Source organism: Sphingomonas sp. MMS24-J13, assembly GCF_044905095.1.
Classification (GTDB): domain Bacteria; phylum Pseudomonadota; class Alphaproteobacteria; order Sphingomonadales; family Sphingomonadaceae; genus Sphingomonas_I.
Map to the genome: position 1 here is coordinate 4,493,829 of NZ_CP173258.1, position 19,037 is coordinate 4,512,865.

Sequence of the window (19,037 nt, forward strand, 5' to 3'; positions counted from 1 at the left end):
CGCGGCCGCCATAGCTCTGCAACCTCCCGACGCGGTCGTACTATTATAAAGCGGCACGGTCTTGATGCCTGCGCAGGGTAAATCGATCGTTGATCAGGGGGCGACGATGGCCGCTTCTTCCTGCAACGGCAGGCTGTTCCGCTTGCGATCGTGCTGGCGCCTGGCGCGCGGCAGAAACCATCGCTCCACCAGATACCAGCTTGCGACGCCAGCCGTCAGCGACAGCAGCATCGCCAAAAGCACGAACGACCAGAACGGGATGACGCCTTTCAGGCTCGCCGCCAACATCCGCTGGATAGGGAAAGCGTAGAGATAGCAGCCATAAGAGAAATCGCCGAAGCTTGCGGCACCGTGGGCCGGTATTCGCGGCTCGAACGCCAGATAGAGCACCCCGTAGACGAGGGTTGGCGGCAACAAGGTCCGCGTGATCACGGTGCGCAGGGGATCCGCCAGCGGCAGATGCGAGACGGCGATCGTGGCGACGATTAAGGCCATCGCCAACCATCCGCTGCGCGGCAAGCGATCCCTGAACAGCCAGGCGGCCCCCCCAAGCAGGAAGGGCGGTAAGACGTTGAACCAGAAATAAGCGAAACCGATAATGGGCTCGAGCATACCGCCAGCCGGGCGCCGGCCGGTCATGTCCAGCCATGCGCGGACGAGGATGACTGCCACCGCCAGCAGCGGATAAATTGCCCGCCACCGGATCAACCCGGCCATACCCAGTGCGAGGACGCCGAGATAGCACCAGAATTCGTAGGGAATGCTCCAGAGCGATCCGTTGACCGCACTGCCATGGAAAGCATCCGATGGGATGATGTAATTGCGGAGCAGAAGATTGCCGACCATGCCGCGCCACTCGGCTGGCGTGAGATATCCGAAATGGCGCGACGAAAATGCGGGGACGATCACGAGCGAGCAGAGCGTGATAGCCACCAGATAGCCGGGGTAGATGCGCAAGACGCGCCGTTTGAGGTAGGCGATCGCGCCAGCCGAGCGCTCCCAGCTCAAGGTAATGAGGAAACCGCTGATCGCGAAAAAGGCGAGGACGCCGATGTTACCGCTGTTGTAAACGCCAGCGGTCAGACGCGACAGCCATTCGTCCCTTTCGTCGCCGAACCATAAGGCGAACGAATGCGACCACACCACCAGCAGCGCCATCGTAAGCCGGATGGCATCGAAATTGTTCCGGCGCAGTGTCGCGGTATCCGCCGGTACCAACAGGCGCATCGGCAGCATGTCCCCCTAAGATTGCCCTCGTCCTTACACAGGTTTGGACGCAAACCCCAATAGCCGAGACGGACGATAATATGTGCGTTACCAACACAGGACCATGCGTCCGGACGCCGTTTCGGAAGAAGAGTCAGGAGGGATCGAATGACGGAGGATGTGCTTGAGGGTGGGTGCCTGTGCGGTGCCATACGGTATCGGCTGAGCCCGCCGATCCTGTTCGTCAGTCAATGCGCCTGCAAGGATTGTCAGAAGGCGACCGGCACCGGCCACACCACGATCGTCGGCATCCATCGCGATCAGCTCGCGCTGACCGGCAGCCCCACGACCTACACCAACCATGGCGATACCGGCGGCGACGTGACGCGCCATTTTTGCGGGACGTGCGGCGGGCGGCTTTACACGTCTGGCACGCTGCCGGGGCCGGTCATCATGATCCAGGCGGGCTCGCTCGACGATCCGAGCGCGGTCAGTCCGCAAAGCGTGATCTATCGCAAGGATGCGGCGGCGTGGGATCGCTTCGATCCCGATCTGCCGAGCCACGATGGGATGCCCGTCCGCCAGGAGATCGCGGCGGCGAAAGCCGCCGAAGCGTCGAACTGACTATTTTTCTCCAGCCTCGCGCCCGCTATCCATGTGGTGGGGGAAAGGCATGGCAGGACGAATCGGGCGATATCTTAGAGCCTTGGTCGGGGTAGCGCTGCTGGCTCGCGCGATACAGGCCGCCGCCCAGGCGCCCCACACGGTGGCATCGCCGCTCTTTTCAGCCATGCCCGACGCCTCCACCCAGGCCAATGGCGCGACTCAGCTCGAGCGCGATCGGGCGGTCGGCTGGGCCTTGGCGCAGCATCGCAAGCTCGATGCCGTACTGAAGGGGCTCCAGCCCGGTCGGAAAGGCATGATCAACGCCTTCGTCGTTTCGGTCGCGCTCGACAGCGATCCGGTGTTCGCGCGCGAGGCACGCGAGGCGGGCCGGGTACTTGCCCGTCGTTACGATGCGGCAGGCCACACAATCGTACTCGCTGGGCCGAGCGGTCTCGGCACGCCTGACGATCTGCCGATGGGGTCGCCCGCCAATCTTTCGGCGGCGCTGGCGCGTGTCGCCGAATTGATGAACCTCGATCAGGACGTGCTGGTGCTCTACACGACCAGCCACGGCGCACCGTTCGGCATCGTCTATAGCGACGGCGATCAGGGCTATGGCGCGATCTCGCCGTCGTGGCTGTGGTCCACCCTCGGCGAACTGCAGATCAAGAACCGGCTGGTGATCATCAGCGCCTGCTTCTCGGGTGTGTTCGCGCCGATCCTGGCGAACGACTTTTCGGTCGTGATCACCGCGGCGTCCTCCGATCGCACATCGTTCGGTTGCGTATCGGAAAATGACTGGACCTTTTTCGGCGACGCGATGATCAACCATGCGCTGCGTCAACCGCAGCCGATCAGCACCGCTTTCAATGAGGCGCGCACGATGGTCGGCAACTGGGAAGCGCAGGGCCGCATGATTCCCTCGCTCCCGCAGATTGCCATGCCCGCCGAGCCGCCGGCCTGGCTGGCCACGCTGGAGAGGCGGATGCCGTCTACGCCCACCGATCCGGTCGGCAAGCCGGCGGTCGCCGCGCTCGAAGACGCCCAGCGCAACAACCATTGACGGCGATTCGCACCTTCCGGCCGGCCTGGACAGGCGGATGTCGGCAGAAAAATGTGCGGAAGATCGGGTCAGGGATGCAGGAGCCTCAATCTCCACTAGCGATTCTGCAGCTGCACAGTCTATGGCGGCCGCCTACACCAAGCTGATCCGTTCCGGCAGCCCGGAGCGTTTCTGCCCCCACAGCTGACCAGCTGACAGTGGATAGATGATGGCCGAGTTTGCGCTTCCCAAGAATTCCCGCATCACTGGCAAGTCGCGCAAGCATGCGGCGGCCCCCGAGGCGACGCGAAAGCGCCGTTTCAAGATCTACCGCTACGATCCCGAGGGCGGCGAGAATCCGCGCTACGATACGTTCGAGCTCGATCTGGATCAGACCGGGCCGATGGTGCTCGACGCGCTGATCAAGATCAAGAACGAGGTCGATTCGACCCTGACCTTCCGCCGCTCGTGCCGCGAGGGCATTTGCGGCTCATGCTCGATGAATATCGACGGCAAGAACGGCCTCGCCTGCACTACCGCGATCGAGGACGTGAAGGGTGAAGTGCGCATCACGCCCCTGCCGCACATGGACGTGATCAAGGATCTCGTCCCCGATTTCACCCATTTCTACGCGCAATACGCCTCGATCAAGCCATGGCTGCAGACGGTGACGCCCGAGCCTTCGGCCAAGGAGCGGCTGCAGTCCCCCGAGGATCGTGCGAAGCTCGACGGCCTATACGAGTGTATCCTGTGCGCCTGTTGCTCGACTTCGTGTCCCAGCTATTGGTGGAACAGCGACAAGTTCCTCGGGCCGGCGATCCTGCTCCAGGCGTATCGCTGGCTTGCCGACAGCCGCGACGAGATGACCGGCGAGCGGCTCGACGAGCTGGAGGATCCGTTCCGCCTCTATCGCTGCCATACGATCATGAATTGCGCGAACGTCTGCCCCAAGGGGTTGAGCCCGGCGCGCGCCATCGCCGAGATCAAGAAGATGGAGATTGAGCGCCAGCTCTGATCCGCTTCGAATGACCACTGTCCTCGCGCGTTATCAGCGGCTCGTCGCCGCCGGAGAATTGAAGCCCGATGCCGCGCAGGCGAGCATCGCCGGGCGGCTCGATCGCATCGCGCGCGAGCTGGAGCAGGTGCCGACGCGCGGCAGCGTGCTGTGGCGCATGCTCGGTCGCAAGCCCGATCCGGTGCGCGGCCTCTATCTGTGGGGCGGGGTCGGTCGCGGTAAGTCGATGCTGATGGACCTGTTCTTCGGCTGTGTGAACGTGAAGGCCAAGCGCCGTGTCCACTTCCACGAATTCATGCTGGAGGTGCACGATCGGCTGCGGGTCGAGCGATCGAAGGAAGCAGGCGCGCCGATCACACCCGTCGCGCGCGCCATAGCCGCCGACGCGCATCTGCTCGCCTTCGACGAAATGGTGATCAACAATACCGCCGATGCCGCGATCATGAGCCGGCTGTTCACCGCCATCCTCGATGCCGGCACGACGCTCGTCACCACATCGAACCGGCCGCCCAAGGATCTGTACAAGGAAGGGATCAACCGGTCGCTCTTCCTGCCCTTCATCGATCTGATCGAGACGCGGCTCGACGTGATGACGCTCGACGGGCCGATCGATTATAGGCTCGAGCGGCTGGGCGGCGTCCCCACATGGTATTATCCGCTCGGCGACGTCGCGACGCGGGCGGTGAGCGCCGCTTTCTTCCGCCTGACCGATTATCCGCCGGAGGATCGCGCCAACGTGCCATCGCTCGATCTGGCGGTACAGGGTGGTCGGACGCTGCACGTGCCCAAGGCACTCAAGGGTGTTGCCGTCTTCTCGTTCAAGCGGCTGTGCGGGGAACCGCGTGGCGCGGCCGATTATCTCGCGATCGCGCGTGCGTTCCATACGGTCATCATCGTCGGCATTCCGCTGATGGGACCCGACAAACGCAACGAGGCGGCGCGCTTCAAGGTGCTGATCGACACGCTCTATGAGCATAAGGTAAAGCTGCTCGTGACCGCGGCGGCCGAACCTGGCGATCTTTACCCGCAGGGTGACGGCGCGTTCGAATTCGAACGCACGGTATCGCGGCTGATGGAAATGCAGTCCGCCGATTATCTGGCCGAGGGGCACGGGCAGCACTGAGCGCATGTGACGGACGGAGTTGGTCTTGCCACGAACGCAAGGCTATAGCGGCATTTGCCCAAGGCGTTTTTCGAAGGCCGTCCTTCTTCGATCTTTAATGCAGGAGCCGTGAAAAGTGGGCCCGTTGGTCATCATCATCGTCCTGTTTTTCGTGAGCTACGTGCCGCTGCGATGGAGCGCGGCGCGGCCGCTGCGGCGCCATATCGGGCCTGGCTTCGTCATCTCCTGCCTCGTTCCCTACGCCCTGGGCCTATTCATTCATAACGGCCCAATATTTCTCGTATCGGTTCTGATCCTTTTCGTTGCGACCACGCGTGATCGGCTCGATGCGATATGTCGTTTCGTGATGCTGGCATTATTGTTGCCGCAGGTTTTGTGGTTCATTCACCTTGGATCCTTGTACATCGTCACGCTCAATACCTTGCACGTCCTCGGTATCGGTCTCTTGATATCGTATTTGATCAGACCCGATCGCAAGAGTGTGCCGCTCCGGGGCATGACGATCGAAGATGCGTTTGTTGCGGTTATGGTTCTTATCCTCTGGATCGGCGCTGGGCGGTTCCCTTCGTTTACCATTTTCTTGCGTAATGGCGTCGCGGCTGGGTTGATGATGCTTCTGCCCTATATAGCGCTGCGGCGCGGCCTCCGAACCTCGGAAGAATTCATGCGGGTCGTGGCATGCTTCGCTCTGGCGTCGGTCATTGTCGCGACCTTTGCGGTTTACGAAACATTGCACGGCTGGGCACTGTTCGACACATTCCAGATGATCGGCAATCCCGATGCCATAAGCAGCAGCGTCTATCGGCGCGGTGGCGTGTTGCGGGCGCCTTCGACCATGGGTAGCGCCCTGATGGTCGGCATGGTCATGCTGATCGGTTTGACGGCGACCTTGTATTCGCGCCGCTACGTCCGCTCGGGCTGGATGATATACGGTTGGGGATGCGCTCTCTTCTTGGGAATGCTGATGGCCCAATCGCGCGGCAATATGGCTCTGCTGCCCGTGGCAGCTTTGATCTACTTCATTCAGCGTCGGAAATATGGGTTCGTTGCCGCGATCGTGGCCGGCGCCCCGATCGCCTTCGGTGTGCTGCTCGAAGCGGCGAGCGTGTCGCCCAGGATTGCGGGCTTCCTGCAGATCGGCGTCAATTCGGGCGGATCGTCCGACGTCTACGATTATCGTCAGCTGCTCTTCAAGCGTGGCATGGAGGAAGGCGCGATGCATCGCTGGACGGGGCAGGGTATTAACGATGTGATTGCCGATCTCGCGGATATCACCCAGGGCCAGCACATCGTCGATCTGGTCAATACCTATCTGACTTTCTATCTGACGTCGGGCCTCCTCGGCATGGTGCCGTTCTTCCTTCTTTTTGCCGGCATCTTCTGGAAGCTTGGAACGGTGCGGATCGGCAGGCTTGGTAATCCGGTTCTGGCGGCCATGCGCGGTTTTGCGCTTACCGCGCTGGTCGTCGTGGCGGTGCAATTGACGTTCGTGAGCTTTATTGACCGTACGCCCTGGTGTCTCGTCATCGCGCTTGTCGCAGGACGGATGATCGGCCTGGAGCGGGCCAGATTGATGAAGTCGAAAAACGTCGGAGGCGTCGCAACTGAGGCCGCGTCGTCGACAGAATCGCTGCCCGTGCGCGGGCGCGACGCTATCACCGCTTCGCCGGCCTGAAGGCGCCCGATCATCCTCTGGATGAGCAGCGTGCCCGGTCGGCGGCGGGAGGAATTTCGGGCGGAGCGCGTCGAACCGGACGCCGTCGGCAATGCCGTGGCGATATGGGGGTATGAATGCTATTCGGCGGTCGAATCGCTACATGATGGAGCCGTCGGATGGCCGTGCTGACGTTGCAGGATGATGGATACCTTCGTTTCGACGAGGATGAGTGCCGTGCTGCCGGTCGCGCTCGCGCTGAAGCCTATCAGAATGCGAAGCCGTTCCCGCACATCATGATCGACGATCTACTTGACAAGGACTTGCTGCGTCAGGTCGCTGCCAATTATCCTCCACTGGATAACAAAACCTTTTTTGATCGTGATCAGGAGCGTCTCAAATTTCAGTTTGTCGCGCAGGAGGTTCCTTACGGCCGGACGCGCAACCTGCTGGCCGAGTTGAACAGCCAGGCCTTCCTGGGGTTTCTCGAGGAGATGACCGGCATCACCGGGCTTATCGCCGATCCTTATTTCAGCGGTGGCGGACTGCATCTGACGAAGCGCGGCGGCCACCTCAGCGTTCACGCCGATTTCAACATCCACAAGAAGATGAAGCTGGAGCGCCGTTTGAACCTGCTGGTCTATCTGAACGATGATTGGCAGCCCGAATATAAGGGTGAACTCGAGCTGTGGGACAAGCAGATGACCCATTGCGAGCGTTCGATCGCGCCACTGATCGGCCGTGCGGTGGTCTTTAGCACGAATGCGGATAGTTTTCACGGGCATCCGGATCCTCTCGCGTGCCCGCCGGATCGCGATAGACGATCGATCGCAACCTATTACTATACCGCTCTAGAGGACGGGATCAGCGCCGTGCCGAAGCGGACGACAGTCTTCAAGGCCAGGCCGAACTCGGGTGACGTCAAGGATCGCAGGGTCAGGGTCGATCACTTCATCGGCGATTGGGTGCCGCCGCGCCTGCAGAAATTCGCCCGGAAGCTGAACCGCTTCAAATGAGCGCGGGCGCAAACGCCTAAAATGGTCAAGTCCTTGGCTGATGCCGCACATCGTACCAAAGGCGGTTGTGCACCGCGGCGCACGGGTCTAAGCGCACCCCGCTGATCCGTAGCCGCAAGCCTGTGGCTGCATGCTGGACAACGCCTGACTCGCTGGCACCGGAAAGGGGTCTAATGGCTCGGAAGAAGATCGCGCTTATCGGCGCGGGTAATATCGGCGGCACTCTCGCCCATCTCGCCGCATCGAAGGAATTGGGTGACGTCGTCCTGTTCGACGTCGTCGAGGGCGTCCCCCAGGGCAAGGCGCTCGATCTGTCGCAGTGCGGCCCGATCGAAGGCTTCGACACGAAGATCACCGGCACCAACGATTACAAGGACATCGCCGGCGCCGACGTGATCATCGTCACCGCCGGTGTCGCCCGCAAGCCGGGGATGAGCCGTGACGATCTGCTCGGCATCAACCTGAAGGTGATGAAGGCAGTCGGCGAGGGCATCGCCGCCAACGCGCCCGACGCGTTCGTGATCTGCATCACCAACCCGCTCGACGCGATGGTGTGGGCGCTGCGCGAATTCTCCGGTTTGCCGCACAACAAGGTCGTCGGCATGGCGGGAGTGCTCAACTCGGCGCGTTTCAGCACTTTCCTCGCCGAGGAATTCGGCGTCTCGGTCAAGGACGTGAACAGCTTCGTGCTCGGCGGCCATGGCGACACGATGGTGCCCGTCCCGCAATATTCGACCGTCAACGGCATCCCCATCCCCGATCTCGTCAAGATGGGCCGTTCGACCCAGGAGCGCATCGACGCGATCGTCAAGCGCACCCGCGGCGGCGGCGGCGAGATCGTCGCTTTGCTCAAGACCGGATCGGCTTATTATGCGCCTGCCACCAGTGGCATCGCGATGGCCGAGGCCTATCTCTACGATCAGAAGCGCATCATGCCCGCGGCGGCTTATGTCGACGGCCAGTATGGCGTCGACGGCCTCTATGTCGGCGTGCCGGTGGTGATCGGTGCGGGCGGCGTCGAGGAGATCATCGAGATCACGCTCGACGATGAGGCGAAAGCGAACCTTGGCGTGTCGGTCGACGCGGTCAAGGAATTGCTGGTCGCCTGTCGGGCAATCGACCCCAGCCTGGGATAAGTTTTTGGTGCGGCTTCGGCTGAGGCTGGAGCCGCACCCTATACATCTATGATCCGGGCTTTCGCCGGGATGCGGAATAAGGATTGCGGAACCTCCGATGAGCATCCTCGTCAACGCGAATACCAAGGTTCTCTGTCAGGGCTTCACCGGCACGCAGGGCACCTTCCACTCCGAACAGGCGATCGCCTACGGCACCAAGATGGTCGGCGGCGTGACGCCTGGCAAAGGCGGGATGACCCACATCGGCCTGCCGGTGTTCGACACGATGTACGAGGCGGTCGCCAAGACCGGCGCCGATGCCTCGGTCGTGTACGTGCCGCCGCCATTCGCAGCCGACTCGATCCTCGAGGCGATCGATGCCGAGGTGCCTTTGATCATCTGCATCACCGAGGGCATTCCGGTGCTCGACATGGTCAAGGTCAAGCGCGCGCTCTCGGGATCGAAGAGCCGCCTGATCGGGCCGAACTGCCCGGGCGTGCTGACGCCGAACGAGTGCAAGATCGGCATCATGCCTGGCAACATCTTCTCGAAGGGGTCGGTCGGCGTCGTCAGCCGCTCCGGCACGCTCACCTATGAGGCCGTGTTCCAGACGACCAACGCCGGCCTCGGCCAGACCACCGCGGTCGGCATCGGCGGGGATCCGGTCAACGGCACCAACTTCATCGACATGCTTGAGCTGTTCCTCGCCGACGATGCGACCAAGTCGATCATCATGATCGGCGAGATCGGCGGATCGGCCGAAGAGGAAGCCGCGCAGTTCCTGAAGGACGAGGCCAAGCGCGGCCGCAGCAAGCCGATGGTGGGCTTCATCGCGGGCCGTACCGCGCCTCCGGGCCGTCGCATGGGCCATGCCGGCGCGATCGTGTCGGGCGGCCAGGGCGGCGCTGACAGCAAGATCGCGGCGATGGAAGAAGCGGGCATCCGCGTGGCGGCGTCGCCGTCGGAGCTTGGAACCACGCTTTCCGAACTACTCAAGGGTTGATTCAGCAACCGGTCAGGCTCACCTGATAGGGCCCACGCCGCGACGGAGCGTTCCGATCCGGCGATGAAGCGATGAAGGACGTAGAATGGGTATCGAAGGTGTCGGCTTCGACGGGCTGGAGGGGGTAAGCCCCTCCTTCGCGGAGGCGCTGTACAAGCGGTACCGCGCCGATCCACAGAGCGTGGAGGCCGATTGGCGCGACTATTTCCAGGCGCTCGAATCGACCGTGTCGGGCCCAAGCTGGGCCCGCACCAATTGGCCGCCGAGCGAGACCGACTCGCTCACTGCGGGGCTCGATCCGACGCAGATGGCGGTCGAAGCGAAGCCGGCCAAGGGCGCCAAGCCGGTTGCAAATGCGCCTGCAGCGGTTGCGCCGGCTGCACCCGCGTCTGCTGAAGCGATTGCGAACGCCGCCCGCGACGCGATCCGCGCGTCGCTCCTGATCCGTACCTATCGCGTGCGCGGTCACCTTCTGGCCGATCTCGATCCGCTCGGCCTGTCGCGGCAGGAGATGCCCGAAGATCTGACGCCGGAATATTTCGGCTTTACCGAGGCCGATATGGATCGCCCGATCTTCCTCGGCGGCACGCTCGGCTTCCAATGGGCATCGGTGCGCGAGATCATCGCCGTGCTGCGCCGCAATTACTGCGGCAAGGTCGGCCTCGAATATATGCACATCCAGGATGTCGAGGAGCGCAAGTTCCTCCAGGCCCGGATGGAAGGCAAGGACGCGGAGATCAGCTTCACGCCCGAGGGCAAGAGGGCGATCCTGTCCAAGGTGATCGAGGCGGAGCAGTGGGAGAAATTCCTCGCCCGCAAATATGTCGGCACCAAGCGCTTCGGTCTCGACGGCGGCGAGAGCATGATCCCCGCGCTCGAAGCGGTGATCAAATATGGCGGCCAGGCCGGCGTGACCGAAGTCGTGCTCGGCATGGCGCATCGCGGCCGGCTCAACATCCTTACCAACGTGATGCACAAGCCCTATCGGGTGTTGTTCCACGAATTCGCGGGCGGCTCGGCGAACCCCGAAGATGTCGGTGGTTCGGGCGACGTCAAATATCACCTCGGCACCTCGACCGACCGTGAGTTCGACGGCCACAAGATCCACCTGAGCCTCGCGCCCAATCCGTCGCACCTCGAATGCGTCGATCCCGTCGTGCTCGGCAAGTCGCGCGCCAAGCAGACCCAGCTCAAGGATTTCGATCGCAACAAGGTGATGCCGATCCTGATCCACGGTGATGCGGCCTTCGCCGGCCAGGGCGTGGTGATGGAATGCTTCGGCTTCTCCGGGCTGATCGGCTACAATACCGGCGGTTGCATCCATTTCGTAATCAACAACCAGGTGGGCTTCACCACCTCGCCGCAATTCGCGCGCTCGTCGCCTTATCCTTCGGACATCGCAAAGATGGTCCAGGCGCCGATCCTGCACGTCAATGGCGACGATCCCGAAGCGGTGACCTTTGCCTGCAAGGTCGCGACCGAATTCCGCGCGAAATTCAAACGCGATGTCGTGATCGACATGTGGTGCTATCGCCGCTTCGGCCACAATGAGGGCGATGAGCCCGGCTTCACCCAGCCGTTGATGTACGAGGCGATCCGCAAGCATGCGGATGTGTCGAAGCTCTATGGCGATCGCCTGATCGCGGAAGGGCAGCTCGATCAGGCCACGCTCGACAGGATGCAGTCCGATTTCGTCGCCAAGCTGGAAGACGAGTTCGAGGCGGGCAAGAGCTACAAGGCCAACAAGGCCGAGTGGTTCGAGGGCGAATGGGCCGGTTATGCCGCGCCGCGCGAATTGATCACCGAGCGCCGAGCCGCGGCGAGCGGCGTGACCCGCGAAACGCTCGATGCGGTTGCCGCCAAGCTCACGACCGTGCCCGAGGGGCTGGTGATCCACCGCACGCTCAACCGTATTCTCGACGCCAAGCGGGGCATGTTCGAAAGCGGCCAGGGATTCGATTGGGCAACCGCCGAGGCGCTCGCCTTCGGCACCCTGCTGCAGGAAGGCTATGCGGTCCGCCTGTCGGGCCAGGATGTCGGGCGCGGCACCTTCAGCCAGCGTCATGCCGTGTGGGTCGACCAGACCGACGGGCACAAATATATCCCGCTCTCGCAGATCGATCGCAGCTTCCAGGTGCTCGACAGCCCGCTCTCCGAATTCGGCGTGCTCGGCTTCGAATATGGCTATGCCGGCCAGTCCCCCAACACGCTCGTGATGTGGGAAGCGCAGTTCGGCGATTTCGCCAACGGTGCGCAGGTGATCATCGATCAGTTCATCGCCGCTGGTGAGGCCAAGTGGCTGCGCGCCAACGGACTCGTGATGCTGCTGCCGCATGGCTATGAAGGGCAGGGCCCCGAGCATAGTTCGGCCCGGCTCGAGCGTTACCTGCAGCTGTGCGCCGAGGATAATCTCCAGGTCGTCAATTGCACGACGCCGGCGAACTATTTCCACCTGCTGCGCCGCCAGATGCTGCGCAAGTTCCGCAAGCCCCTGATCGTCATGACGCCCAAGTCGCTACTGCGGCACAAGGCGGCGGTGTCGACGATCGATCAGTTCCTCGGCGAGAGCCACTTCATGCGGATCCTGTCCGATCCGAAGGCGCCCGCCGACGATCAGGTCAAACGGCTCGTCCTGTGCTCGGGCAAGGTCTTCTACGATCTGGCCGACGCGCGCGATGCCGCAGGCGACACGAACACGACGATCATCCGGATCGAGCAACTCTATCCTTTCCCATCCGACGCGTTGGCGCTGCGCATGAGCCGCATGACCAACCTCGAGACGGTGGTGTGGGCGCAGGAAGAGCCGCGCAACAATGGTGCCTGGTTCTTCGTCGATTGCCTGATCGAAGAGGCGTTGAAGGACGCGGGCAAGGCCGGGATGCGGCCGGTCTATGCGGGCCGCAAGGCATCGGCCGCGACCGCGACCGGGCTCATGAAGAATCACGCCAAGCAGTTGGCGGCGTTTGTCGCCGACGCGCTTGGGCACGAACCGAACTGAGGAAGAGACAATGGCGACCGATGTTGTGGTGCCCACGCTGGGCGAATCGATCACCGAAGCGACGCTCGGGCAGTGGCTCAAGAAGCCGGGCGAGGCGGTGAAGCTCGACGAGCCGATCGCCAGCCTCGAGACCGACAAGGTCGCGGTCGAGGTGAATGCGCCCGTCGCGGGCGTGCTCGCCGAACTGGTGGCGGGTGAGGGCGATACGGTCGAGGTCGGCAAGGTGATCGCGCGGATCGCCGCCGGTGCTGAGGCCGTGACCAGCGCGACGCCCGCGGTCGAGGATCGCACCGCGGTCGGCCAGGCCGAAGCCGCCGAGCCACCGGCCCCCGCAGCCGCCCCGGTCAGCCAGGACGAGCCGGTCGCGCAGACCCTGTCGCCGTCGGTGCGCCGCGCCGTGCTGGAACATGGTGTCGATCCGTCGAAGATCCGCGGCAGCGGCAAGGATGGCCGCATCACCAAGGACGACGTGATCATTGCGGCCAAGAGCGGCACTGCCGAGGTCCGCGCGCCGTCGCCCGCACCCGCCCCGGTTCAGGCAGCGCCCGCCGCCGCCCCGGCTGCATTGTCGGCCGATGGTCGCAAGGAAGAGCGCGTGCGTATGTCGCGCTTGCGCCAGACGGTCGCGCGCCGCCTCAAGGAAGCGCAGAACACCGCCGCCATGCTGACGACGTTCAACGACGTCGACATGACCGCCGTGATCGAAGCACGCACCAAGTATAAGGATCTGTTCGAGAAGAAGCATGGCGTCCGCCTTGGCTTCATGGGCTTCTTCGTGAAGGCGGCCTGCATGGCGCTGAAGGACGTGCCGTCGGTTAACGGATCGATCGAGGGCGACGACATCGTCTATCACGATTATGCCGACATATCGGTCGCGGTTTCGGCGCCCAACGGGCTTGTCGTTCCGGTCATCCGCGACGCGCAGTCGCTGTCGGTTGCACAGATCGAAAAGACGATCGGCGATTTCGGCAAGCGCGCCAAGGACGGCACACTCAAGATGGACGAGATGAAGGGCGGCACCTTCACCATCTCGAACGGCGGCGTGTTCGGCAGCCTGATGTCGACCCCGATCATCAATCCGCCGCAGTCGGCGGTGCTCGGCCTCCACCGCATCGAGGAGCGTCCGGTCGTCAAGAACGGCCAGATCGTCGCGCGCCCGATGATGTATCTGGCACTCAGCTACGATCACCGCCTGATCGATGGCCGCGAGGCAGTGACCTTCCTCGTCGCGCTCAAGAACGCGATCGAGGATCCGACACGTCTGCTGATCGACCTGTAAGCATCTGTTCCCCGGCGCAAGCCGGGGTCCGGTGGGGAAGGGCGATCGTGGCGAAACGCCTTGCCTCTCCCCATATATGACCCTGACTGGACCCCGGCCTTCGCCGGGGAACGGAGACCATAATGGCTGACTATGATTTCGACGTCCTGGTGATCGGCTCGGGCCCGGGCGGCTATGTCGCGGCGATTCGCGCGGCGCAGCTGGGGCTCAAGACGGCGTGTGCGGAAAGCCGCGCGACGCTTGGCGGCACTTGCCTCAACGTCGGGTGCATCCCCTCCAAGGCGCTGCTGCACGCATCCGAACTGTACGAGGAGGCCGCCAGCGGCGCGCTCGCGAAGCTCGGCGTCAAGATCGACAGCATGAGCCTCGATCTCGATACGATGCACGGCCAGCGCATCGATGCCGTCAAGGGCCTGACCGGCGGCGTCGAATATCTGTTCAAGAAGAACAAGGTCGAATGGCTCAAGGGCCATGCGACGTTCGTCAACGCCGATACGGTCACGGTTGGCGATCGAACCGTGCGCGCGAAGAATATCGTCATCGCCACCGGCTCGTCGGTCACCCCGCTGCCCGGCATCACGGTCGATCAGGAGCGGATCGTCGACTCGACCGGCGCGCTTGAGCTTCCGGAGGTGCCGAGCCACCTCGTCGTCATCGGTGGCGGCGTGATCGGGCTCGAACTCGGGTCGGTGTGGCGCCGCGTGGGCGCGCAGGTGACCGTAGTCGAGTTCCTCGACCAGATCCTGCCCGGCATGGACGGCGATGTCCGTAAGGAAGCCAACAAGATCTTCAGGAAGCAGGGGATGACCTTCAGGCTTTCGACCAAGGTCACCAAGGCCGAACGTATCGGCGACAAGGTCGTGCTGACGGTCGAGCCCGCTGCAGGCGGAACGCCCGAGACGATCGAGGCCAGCCATGTGCTCGTGTCGATCGGCCGCCGCCCCAACACCGAGGGGCTCGGCCTCGACAAGGCCGGTCTTACCGCCAACAAGCGCGGCCAGATCGAGACCGATCATGATTTCGGCACGAGCGTTCCCGGCATCTGGGCGATTGGCGACGTCATCCCCGGGCCGATGCTCGCGCACAAGGCCGAAGACGAGGGCATTGCGGTCGCCGAGAATATTGCCGGCCTCACCGGCATCGTGAACCACGATGTGATCCCGAGCGTGGTCTATACCAGTCCCGAGATTGCCGGCGTCGGCCTGACCGAGGAGCAGGCGAAGGAGAGAGGCGAGATCAAGGTCGGTAAATTCCCGATGCTCGCCAACAGTCGCGCCAAGACCAACCACGAGCCCGACGGCTTCGTGAAGGTGATTGCCGACGCCAAGACCGATCGCGTGCTCGGCGTGTGGATGATCGCCTCGGTCGCCGGCACGATGATCGCGCAGGCGGCGCAGGCCATGGAATTCGGCGCCACCAGCGAGGATATCGCCTATACCTGCCACGCGCATCCGACCCATTCGGAAGCGGTGAAGGAAGCCGCGATGGCAGTGTTGGGCAAGCCGATCCATATCTGATCGAATCCCTCCTCCCGACCGGGGCGAGGGATTCCAGGCAACCCAAAGCGCGCTTGCACGTACTTTGCGTGAACGTAACGATTTCGGGACACGTAGACGATGACGAGCAAGAGCCTCCTGCTGCCATTGGCGGCGGCCCTGACCCTGCCCGGCTGCGCCAGCAAGGCGCCGACCCTGCCCGACGATCCGATCGAGAAAGCCGCCACCTGCGGCGTGGTTGCGGCGGCTGGCGAGCGTGAGAAGGCGGGCGTGAAAGGCGATCTGCCGGCGGACGCGCAGGAGCGGATCTTTCATTATCCGTTGCTCGCGGGATCTACCGGCAAGAGCTTCGACGACGATCGCGCACAGGCAGTGTTCAAGCGCACCCCCAAATTGTTCGACAGCGTTATCCAAGGCAAATGGCAGACGCTGCGGCCGGCCTGCGCCGCTGCCTTCCCGCAGACCCAGATCGCGCAGCCGACCCTGCCGGCCAAGCCGCTCGACCGGATGCTGCAATGCTATGTGCTGGCCGATTTCATGCGCAAATCGCTTGGCTCGATCGGCGGCTCGTATAGCGAGGTGTCGATGCATTACTCGATCTTTACCGCGAAGCTCGACGGCAAGGTTTCCGGCGCTTTGGCCAAGGCGGGGATCAAGAACGGGCCGGCGCTGCAGGATCGCCGCGCCGAGGCGTTGGCATCGGCGGCGCGCATGGGACAGCCCGGTGCGGTAATTGCGGCGTGTACGAAGGCGTACGACGGATAACCGCGTCGCGGTCTTGGTTTCATCCCTGCCGCTGGCCCAGAACCTCATAGGCCATCACCGCGCAAGACACCGCCGCATTGAGGCTGTCGGCCTTGCCCAGCATCGGGATCTTCACCCGCAGATCGCATGCAGCTGCGTAGTCAGCCGGCAACCCCTGTGCCTCGTTGCCCACCAACAGGAAGGTCGGTGCCTCGTAATGGGGCCGGCGATAATGCTCGCTCGCCTCGAGACTCAGCCCGACCAACTGCCCAGGCCCTGAACGCAGCCATGGCAGGAACTCCTCCCAGCGCGTCTGGGCAATGCGCTGGGTGAACATCGCCCCCATGCTGGCGCGCACCGCCTCGACCGAGAAGGGATCGACCGTGTCGTCGATCAGGATGAGGCCACCCGCGCCGACCGCATCGCCGGTGCGCAGCATCGTGCCGAGATTGCCCGGATCGCGGATGGCCTGCCCCACCAGCCAAATGCCGGATGCCGTACGGTCGATCCGCGCCAGATCGGTATCGAACTGGCGGTAAACGCCGAGCACGACCTGCGGATTATCCTTGCCGGAAAGCTTGTGAAGAATGTCGCGGCTCGTCTGGATCGCCTCGCCGCCGCTCGCCTCGACCGTCGCCGTCAGCCGTCGCACGATAGGGTGGGCCGCGCTGTCGGCGGCGAAGAACAGATAATCGGGCAGTATCCCAGCTTCATCGGCCTCGGCGAGAATGCGCAAGCCCTCGGCCAGGAACAGCCCTTCTTCGCGGCGATGCCGTTTCTCGCGCAGATTGCGGACGCGCTTGATCAACGGGTTCGAAAAGGCGGTGATCTCGCGCGGCATGGCCCACCCTTTAGGCCAAAGCTGCTCAAGAAAAACCCCGGGATCTTGGGGATCCCGGGGTTTCGTAAATCAATGGGCGGGGATCGGCGTGGCCGTGATCGGCTTGGGTGCCTCGCCCGGCTTGGGTGGCGGCGGTACGGTAATCTGGATTTCCTCGCCGGACCGGCCGGGGAAGCCGGCGAACATCGCCTCGACCAGATTGGGCACCAGATGCGGCAGCGAATCATCGAGCGAGCGGGCCCGTGCTCTGCCTTCGAACACCGCGCGGCCATCGGCGGTGCGGCGGATCTTCAGCTCAAGCGAACTCACATAATATGTGTAGCTGTTGACCTCGGGATAGCCGAAGCCCTGGTACCAGAACGGATCGGCCCAGCCATAAGCGAAGCGGCCGCCATAATAAGGTCGCCCGAAACCGCCATACCCCCAGCCCGGGCCGAAACCAGGGCCGTAGGCGCCGGGCGATGTCACGACCTTCTCATGCCCATTGTCGACGCCGTAATCGAGCGTGACAACCAGCGTGGCGCCGGGCCCCTCGACCGGGCGATAGCCCAAAGCCGCGAGACGATCGCTGACCATATGGGCATATTGCTGGAATTCGAGTCCGCCCTGAAGCCGCGGATCGGCCGCCTGGACGACGAAGGTCTGCCCCTCCGGCGGCGGCATCTGCTGGAATCGCGATACGTTGGCACGGAACGATGTTGCGCAGGCGCTAAGCACCAGCAGGAGCGCGGCGGGCGCCGCGATGGAGAAGATGGAGCGGCGGAGGGACATGCTTTAGCGTCCTACAGGATTTTACCGAATATAGGTAAGCGTTGTTGACTGAACCGCAATTGAACGTTCCGGGAACGGTGGGGTTTCTGGGCCAGATGCCCATTTGCGCCCAACCGAATTTATAACCCCATCGCGTCATAGGCTTTTGTCAGCGTCGGGCCGGCCACCTCGTTCGCGCGGGTCGCGCCGATCGCCAGCAAGCGATCCAACTCCGCAGGATCGGCATTCAGTTGGGCGATCCGCTCCCCGATCGGTCCCAGGCTCTCGACCATCAAATCCGCCAGCGCCGGCTTGAACGCGCCGAAGCCCTGTCCGGCAAAGCGCGCCAGCACCGCCGGCACGCTTTCGTTCGCCAGTGTTGCATAGATGCCGACGAGGTTCTTCGCTTCAGGCCGCCCCTCCAGCCCGGCCGGATCCTCGGGCAAAGGCTCGGGATCGGTCTTGGCCTTGCGCACCTTCTGGCTGATCAGATCGGGCGTGTCGGTCAGATTGATGCGGCTCATGTCCGATGGATCGGACTTGGACATTTTTGCGGTTCCATCGCGCAGCGACATGATCCGTGCCGCCGCCGGCGGGATGATGGGCTCGGGCAGGGTGAACAGCTCGACCGCATAGTCGGTGTTGAACTTGGTCGCGATATCGCGCGCCAGTTCCAGATGCTGCTTCTGGTCCTCGCCGACCGGCACATGCGTGGCCTGATAGAGCAGTACATCGGCGGCCTGGAGCACAGGGTAGGTGTAGAGCGCGACCGAGGCGCCCTCGCGATTCTTGCCCGATTTGTCCTTGAACTGGGTCATGCGGTTGAGCCAGCCGACCCGCGCGGTGCCATTGAGCAGCCAGGCGAGCTCGCTATGGGCGGGCACGTCGCGCTGGCGGAACAGGGTCGATCTGGACGGGTCGATCCCGGCCGCGATCAAGGCCGCCGCCATCTCGCGAATGCCGCGGCGCAGCCCGGCCGGCTCCTGGTACAGGCTGATTGCGTGCAGATCGGCAAGGAAGAAGAAACATTCGCCCTGCCCCTCGTTCTGCATCCGCACCCAATTGCGGATCGCCCCCAGATAATTGCCGAGGTGGAGATTGCCCGTAGGCTGGATACCGGAGACGATGCGCATGTCCGCGCCTCTCGGG

16 protein-coding genes are annotated in these 19,037 nt (G+C 63.3%); 12 read left to right on the forward strand and 4 right to left on the reverse strand.

Going from position 1 to position 19,037, the window contains the following annotated elements:
• Positions 1 to 93: 93 nt before the first annotated feature.
• Entirely contained in the window at positions 94 to 1,227 is a 1,134-nt protein-coding gene (locus AB4Z44_RS21035) for an acyltransferase family protein (RefSeq protein ID WP_404711600.1), read from the reverse strand.
• A 147-nt stretch (positions 1,228 to 1,374) separates the two neighbouring features.
• Between AB4Z44_RS21035 and AB4Z44_RS21040 the strand changes: the two genes are divergently transcribed.
• From AB4Z44_RS21040 to AB4Z44_RS21095, 12 genes are all read left to right on the forward strand, one after another.
• Positions 1,375 to 1,830, forward strand: a complete 456-nt coding sequence (locus AB4Z44_RS21040; protein WP_404711601.1) for a GFA family protein — start codon at positions 1,375 to 1,377, stop codon at positions 1,828 to 1,830.
• A 49-nt stretch (positions 1,831 to 1,879) separates the two neighbouring features.
• On the forward strand, positions 1,880 to 2,875 hold the full coding sequence (locus AB4Z44_RS21045; RefSeq protein WP_404711602.1) for a C13 family peptidase: 996 nt from the start codon (positions 1,880 to 1,882) through the stop codon (positions 2,873 to 2,875).
• Positions 2,876 to 3,083: 208 nt separating this feature from the next.
• Entirely contained in the window at positions 3,084 to 3,869 is a 786-nt protein-coding gene (locus tag AB4Z44_RS21050) for a succinate dehydrogenase iron-sulfur subunit (protein ID WP_404711603.1), read from the forward strand.
• Positions 3,870 to 3,879: 10 nt separating this feature from the next.
• Positions 3,880 to 4,992 carry a cell division protein ZapE gene (gene zapE / locus AB4Z44_RS21055; protein WP_404711604.1) on the forward strand — a complete coding sequence of 371 codons (1,113 nt, stop codon included), beginning with the start codon at positions 3,880 to 3,882 and terminating at the stop codon, positions 4,990 to 4,992.
• Between the two features lie 124 nt (positions 4,993 to 5,116).
• On the forward strand, positions 5,117 to 6,667 hold the full coding sequence (locus AB4Z44_RS21060) for an O-antigen ligase family protein (protein WP_404711605.1): 1,551 nt from the start codon (positions 5,117 to 5,119) through the stop codon (positions 6,665 to 6,667).
• Positions 6,668 to 6,825: 158 nt separating this feature from the next.
• The gene (locus AB4Z44_RS21065) at positions 6,826 to 7,662 is read left to right on the forward strand and encodes a 2OG-Fe(II) oxygenase (protein ID WP_404711606.1); all 837 of its coding nucleotides are present in this window, start codon (positions 6,826 to 6,828) and stop codon (positions 7,660 to 7,662) included.
• Positions 7,663 to 7,835: 173 nt separating this feature from the next.
• Positions 7,836 to 8,798 (forward strand): malate dehydrogenase, encoded by a 963-nt coding sequence (gene mdh, locus AB4Z44_RS21070; protein WP_404711607.1) that lies wholly within the window; start codon positions 7,836 to 7,838, stop codon positions 8,796 to 8,798.
• A gap of 97 nt (positions 8,799 to 8,895) precedes the next feature.
• On the forward strand, positions 8,896 to 9,780 hold the full coding sequence (gene sucD / locus AB4Z44_RS21075; protein ID WP_404711608.1) for a succinate--CoA ligase subunit alpha: 885 nt from the start codon (positions 8,896 to 8,898) through the stop codon (positions 9,778 to 9,780).
• An 85-nt stretch (positions 9,781 to 9,865) separates the two neighbouring features.
• Entirely contained in the window at positions 9,866 to 12,778 is a 2,913-nt protein-coding gene (locus AB4Z44_RS21080; RefSeq protein ID WP_404711609.1) for a 2-oxoglutarate dehydrogenase E1 component, read from the forward strand.
• 10 nt (positions 12,779 to 12,788) lie between these two features.
• Entirely contained in the window at positions 12,789 to 14,057 is a 1,269-nt protein-coding gene (gene odhB / locus AB4Z44_RS21085) for a 2-oxoglutarate dehydrogenase complex dihydrolipoyllysine-residue succinyltransferase (RefSeq protein WP_404711610.1), read from the forward strand.
• Between the two features lie 122 nt (positions 14,058 to 14,179).
• Positions 14,180 to 15,574 carry a dihydrolipoyl dehydrogenase gene (gene lpdA, locus AB4Z44_RS21090; RefSeq protein ID WP_404711611.1) on the forward strand — a complete coding sequence of 465 codons (1,395 nt, stop codon included), beginning with the start codon at positions 14,180 to 14,182 and terminating at the stop codon, positions 15,572 to 15,574.
• A 99-nt stretch (positions 15,575 to 15,673) separates the two neighbouring features.
• The gene (locus tag AB4Z44_RS21095; protein ID WP_404711612.1) at positions 15,674 to 16,318 is read left to right on the forward strand and encodes a hypothetical protein; all 645 of its coding nucleotides are present in this window, start codon (positions 15,674 to 15,676) and stop codon (positions 16,316 to 16,318) included.
• A gap of 19 nt (positions 16,319 to 16,337) precedes the next feature.
• On the opposite strand, the gene AB4Z44_RS21100 is transcribed toward AB4Z44_RS21095, so the two are convergent.
• The 3 genes from AB4Z44_RS21100 to trpS form a co-directional block, all read right to left on the reverse strand.
• A complete protein-coding gene (locus AB4Z44_RS21100) occupies positions 16,338 to 17,138 on the reverse strand; it encodes a TrmH family RNA methyltransferase (protein WP_404711613.1) in 801 nt (266 codons plus the stop codon).
• A gap of 69 nt (positions 17,139 to 17,207) precedes the next feature.
• The gene (locus AB4Z44_RS21105; RefSeq protein ID WP_404711614.1) at positions 17,208 to 17,909 is read right to left on the reverse strand and encodes a DUF4136 domain-containing protein; all 702 of its coding nucleotides are present in this window, start codon (positions 17,907 to 17,909) and stop codon (positions 17,208 to 17,210) included.
• A 119-nt stretch (positions 17,910 to 18,028) separates the two neighbouring features.
• Entirely contained in the window at positions 18,029 to 19,021 is a 993-nt protein-coding gene (trpS, locus tag AB4Z44_RS21110) for a tryptophan--tRNA ligase (protein ID WP_404711615.1), read from the reverse strand.
• Between the last annotated feature and the right edge of the window lie 16 nt (positions 19,022 to 19,037).